Origin of the sequence: Nocardia sp. NPDC058497, from assembly GCF_042720195.1 — a bacterium.
Lineage (GTDB): Bacteria > Actinomycetota > Actinomycetes > Mycobacteriales > Mycobacteriaceae > Nocardia.
This window is the reverse complement of the sequence record NZ_JBHXMY010000192.1, coordinates 6006-10069: the sequence shown is the minus strand read 5'-3', so window position 1 is coordinate 10069 and position 4064 is coordinate 6006. Positions and strand designations below refer to the sequence as shown.

Genomic DNA, 4064 nt, shown 5'->3' with positions numbered 1-4064 from the left:
GATCAGGCGCCGTTGCGTAGGCGACGAAGGAGCAAGCAACGGTGCCTGATCGCCGGGACAGGAGGGGCCGCGACTCGAGCGCGCCAGCGCTCCAACATTACTGCTGTGCGGTCTGGCCCTTGTTGATCTGCGGTGCCTGGGCGGGCTGCTGCTTGGCCTGGTCGATCGCCTGGGCGTTGTTGCCGGTGGGCAGCGCGTCACCACGCATCGAGGCGCGGATCTGCTCGAGCTTGCTGTGCCCGGCCATCTGGATGCTGGCCTGCTGGACCTCCATCATGCGACCCTGCACCGTGTTCTGCGCCAGCTCGGCGGCACCGAGCGCATTGGCGTAGCGCCGCTCGATCTTGTCGCGCACCGCGTCGAGGCTGGGGGTGGAACCGGGTGCGGACAGGGTGGAGTCCATCTGCTGCAGCGAGGCCGAGACCTGCTCCTGCATCTTGGCCTGCTCGAGCTGGCTGAGCAGCTTGGTGCGCTCGGCCACCTTCTGCTGCAACATCATCGCGTTCTGCTCGACCGCCTTCTTGGCCTGTGCGGCGGCCTGCAGGGACTGGTCGTGCAGCACCTTGAGGTCTTCCACCGACTGCTCGGCGGTGACCAGCTGGGCGGCGAACGCCTCGGCGGCGTTGGTGTACTGGATCGCCTTCTCGGTATCGCCCGCGGCGGCCGCCTGATCGGCCAGCGTGACGGCCTGACGGGCATTGGCGTTGAGCTTCTCGACCTCGTCGAGCTGGCGGTTCAGCTTCATCTCCAGCTGACGCTGGTTGCCGATCACCGACGCCGCCTGCTGCGACAGCGCCTGATGCTGACGCTGCGCCTCCTCGATAGCCTGCTGAATCTGGACCTTCGGATCCGCATGCTCTTCGATCTTGGAGTCGAAGAGGGCCATCATGTACTTCCAGGCCTTCACGAACGGATTAGCCATCGATTGATCCCGCCTCCATCTGTGCGTCGCTCGTGCGACTGGTGGTGCGCGACCGTCACGCACCAGATATGTGCTTATCCTTCACCATGCGGCACCCGGGCCGGTGAGACCGGCCCAATCGACGCCTGATGAGAATCTATCCGTTCTCACCAGCGGTGTGCAGCGTCTCGCGCGTCCGGCACGTGGTTCGCCGCGTCACATTCCCTTCACCAGTACCAGCATCTCGGCCCTCGGCGCCGGGATGACGATGCGAGTGTCCTCGGCGATGCCGATCCGCGGGCCCTGGTCGGCCGACATGCTCGCGGCGGCCTGCTCGGGCGCGGCGGCCGGCTCGGCGGCGGGCTCGGCCGCGACGGTCTCGCGCTCGACGGCGGGGCCCGTCAGCGCGGGCTCGCGCGGCGCGGAACCGTCCGCGCCGGCCATGATGGTGCTCACGTCCCACAGCACCCGCGACAGCGGCACGTCCAGCGCCTCGCAGATGGCGGCGAGCAGTTCACTGGAGGCTTCCTTGCGGCCGCGCTCCACTTCCGACAGATAGCCGAGGCTCACGCGCGCCGAGGTCGACACCTCGCGCAGCGTTCGATGCTGGGCGAGACGCGCACGCCGCAGACTGTCCCCGATTGCCTCCCGCAGCAGCGTCATCTCGTTCTCCTCCACCTCGTGTCACCGCCGTAGCGGTGCTCACCTCTTTCTGGCACAACGTCGAGCAGCGGCCGGTGGTTCCCGGACGGGGCTAGTTCGTCGTCACGCAGCGCAGCAACTCCCGCACGGCGCTGTGCACCGCACCGATTCTGATCGTCCACCGGTCGCCGTGCAGTTTCAACCGGACCACTTCGCTGTGACTCGGACCGGCCAATCCGAGGTATACCGTCCCGACCGGGTGCCCGTCCTGGGAATCGGGTCCGGCGACCCCGGTCAGGCCCACACCCCAGTCGGCGCCACAGCGCTGTCTTGCCCCCACGGCGAGCTGCTCGGCGGTCGACGCGGCGACCGGACCGTCGGCCCGGAGGATGTCGTCGTCGACGCAGGCCAGGTGGTTCTTCAAGTCGGTGGCGTACACGATCAGGCCACCCCGCAGCACCACGCTGGCGCCTGGCACACCGGCGACGGTGGCGGCCAGCAGGCCCGCGGTCAGCGATTCGGCGGTGGCGACAGTCTGACCGGCCGCGGTCAGTGCCTGGACCAGTTCGGCGACCGGCGCGCCGACGACGAGCGGATCGCTCACGAGCGTGACTCGCCGCGCGCGCGTCCCCCCGCCAGCCACAGGCGGGCCGCTTGGCCGACGTAGTCCAGGCCGGTGATCACGGTCAGCGCCACGGCCGCGTACATCAGCGCCATGCCCGCGGTCGCGAAGGCGCCCGACAGCGGCAACAGCAGCAGCGCGATGGCGATCGACTGCACCAGCGTCTTGAGCTTGCCGCCGCGACCCGCCGGGATCACCCCGCGCCGGACCACGACCAGCCGCAGCAGGGTGATGCCGAGCTCGCGTCCGACGATGACTACCGTGATCCACCAGGGCAGATCACCCAGGATCGACAGCCCGATCAGCGCGGAACCGATCAGCGCCTTGTCCGCGATGGGGTCGGCCAGCTTGCCGAAATCGGTCACCAAACCGTTTTTGCGGGCCAGTTGCCCGTCGAAACGATCGGTGATCGCCGCCAGCCCGAACACCGCGGCCGCGATGACCCGCCAGCGCGTGTCGTGCCCGCCATCGGCGAACAGCGCCAGCACGAACAACGGGACCAGCACGATGCGCGCGACGGTCAGCACGTTCGCGATATTGAGCACGGGAACCTGCGCGTCGGCACGCTCGGGCACCGCCCGCGGCGGCGCGGCCGCCGTCCACCCGCGGTCGATCTCTTCGGGTCGCACGCTCATGCTGCGTCCATCCGGCCTGCTCGGGCGCTCTCCGTGGTTACGCAGGCTGCCTCCTCCGCGCGCTGACCTCTCATGCCCCGCCCTCTCGGCACTCACCGGCACTGCGCCGAAATCCACACGTTTCGCCCGCGGTTTGCTCGCGCGCGCAGTACCGTTCGATCCGGTCGTCGAGCCCCGCGCGATGCGGTGAGCGGAACGACAGGATGTGCGGCACACGTTCAGACTATCGGTAAGCGGGCCGACTACTGTGCACCCCATGACCTCACGGGGACCACTGGGTGGTTCGACCAGCGACGCGCATCCCGTCGCGCCCTCCGCGGCGCCTGTTTCCGGTGTGGTCGTCCGACGAGCCCGAACCTCCGACGTCCCCGAGATCAAGCGCCTGGTCGACGAGTACGCGGGCCGCATACTGCTGGAGAAGAACCTGGTCACCCTGTACGAGTCCGTCCAGGAATTCTGGGTGGCCGAGCTCGACGGACAGGTCGTCGGCTGTGGCGCACTGCACGTGCTGTGGGCCGATTTGGGCGAGGTGCGCACGGTCGCCGTCGATCCGGCGGTGAAAGGCCGCGGTGTCGGTGGCGCCGTCGTCGAGCGGCTGGTCGCGGTCGCGCGTGAGCTGCAGTTGCAGCGGCTGTTCGTGCTGACCTTCGAGGTGGACTTCTTCGGCAGGCACGGTTTCGTCGAGATCGACGGCACGCCCGTCACCGCCGAGGTGTACGCCGAGATGTGCCGGTCCTACGACACCGGCGTCGCCGAGTTCCTCGACCTGAGCTACGTCAAGCCGAACACCCTCGGCAATACCCGCATGCTGCTGACTCTCTGAATTTCCGCAAGTCCACCGCGAGAAAGTGATCGACAGTGCCGATCTTCGCCGTCCACTACACCTACACCGAGGCCACCGCGGCCGACCGGGCGACCAACCGCCCCGAGCACCGCGGCTGGCTCAACGCTCTCGTCGACGCGGGCACAGTGCTCACCAGCGGGCCGTACCCGGACGGTACCGGCGCGCTGCTGATCTTCCGTGCCGAGGACGCGCCGTCGCTGACCACGCTGCTGGCCGAGGACCCGTTCGCGAAGCTGGGCCTGATCGAGGCCGTGCGCGTCGTCGAATGGCTGCCGGTGATGGGCGCCTTCGCCGAGTGACCGGCCGCTGACACAGCACATCCCCCGACACATGGGGTGGCGGGGCGATGGCGGGTCGGTGGAGGGGTGGGTTGGGGTCTTATCCACACGCGCCACACCCGCGGCGATCAAGGATACCCAT

The 4064-nt window shown here is 68.7% G+C and carries 6 protein-coding genes; 2 read left to right on the top strand and 4 right to left on the bottom strand.

Annotated elements, in window-relative coordinates:
* Window positions 1-97: 97 nt before the first annotated feature.
* The 4 genes from ACFWPJ_RS15310 to pgsA all read right to left on the bottom strand — a co-directional run bounded on the left by ACFWPJ_RS15310 (window position 98) and on the right by pgsA (window position 2800).
* Window positions 98-922, bottom strand: a complete 825-nt coding sequence (locus tag ACFWPJ_RS15310) for a PspA/IM30 family protein (RefSeq protein ID WP_378851602.1) — start codon at window positions 920-922, stop codon at window positions 98-100.
* A 195-nt stretch (window positions 923-1117) separates the two neighbouring features.
* Window positions 1118-1564 carry a helix-turn-helix domain-containing protein gene (locus ACFWPJ_RS15305; protein ID WP_378851599.1) on the bottom strand — a complete coding sequence of 149 codons (447 nt, stop codon included), beginning with the start codon at window positions 1562-1564 and terminating at the stop codon, window positions 1118-1120.
* Between the two features lie 91 nt (window positions 1565-1655).
* On the bottom strand, window positions 1656-2147 hold the full coding sequence (locus ACFWPJ_RS15300; protein ID WP_378851597.1) for a CinA family protein: 492 nt from the start codon (window positions 2145-2147) through the stop codon (window positions 1656-1658).
* Complete coding sequence (gene pgsA, locus ACFWPJ_RS15295) at window positions 2144-2800, bottom strand: CDP-diacylglycerol--glycerol-3-phosphate 3-phosphatidyltransferase (protein WP_378851594.1); 657 nt, start codon at window positions 2798-2800, stop codon at window positions 2144-2146. The genes ACFWPJ_RS15300 and pgsA overlap by 4 nt, the downstream gene beginning before the upstream one ends.
* Window positions 2801-3056: 256 nt before the next feature.
* Between pgsA and ACFWPJ_RS15290 the strand changes: the two genes are divergently transcribed.
* On the top strand, window positions 3057-3623 hold the full coding sequence (locus ACFWPJ_RS15290) for an amino-acid N-acetyltransferase (RefSeq protein WP_378851592.1): 567 nt from the start codon (window positions 3057-3059) through the stop codon (window positions 3621-3623).
* Window positions 3624-3658: 35 nt separating this feature from the next.
* Window positions 3659-3943 carry a YciI family protein gene (locus ACFWPJ_RS15285; protein WP_378851589.1) on the top strand — a complete coding sequence of 95 codons (285 nt, stop codon included), beginning with the start codon at window positions 3659-3661 and terminating at the stop codon, window positions 3941-3943.
* The last annotated feature ends 121 nt before the right edge of the window (window positions 3944-4064 follow it).

Excerpts from the sequence above, each read along its gene's own strand:
- ACFWPJ_RS15310 (WP_378851602.1), bottom strand. The coding sequence starts at position 922 with ATGGCTAATCCGTTCGTGAAGGCCTGGAAGTACATGATGGCCCTCTTC.
- ACFWPJ_RS15305 (WP_378851599.1), bottom strand. The coding sequence starts at position 1,564 with ATGACGCTGCTGCGGGAGGCAATCGGGGACAGTCTGCGGCGTGCGCGT.
- pgsA (WP_378851594.1), bottom strand. The coding sequence starts at position 2,800 with ATGAGCGTGCGACCCGAAGAGATCGACCGCGGGTGGACGGCGGCCGCG.
- ACFWPJ_RS15290 (WP_378851592.1), top strand. The coding sequence starts at position 3,057 with ATGACCTCACGGGGACCACTGGGTGGTTCGACCAGCGACGCGCATCCC.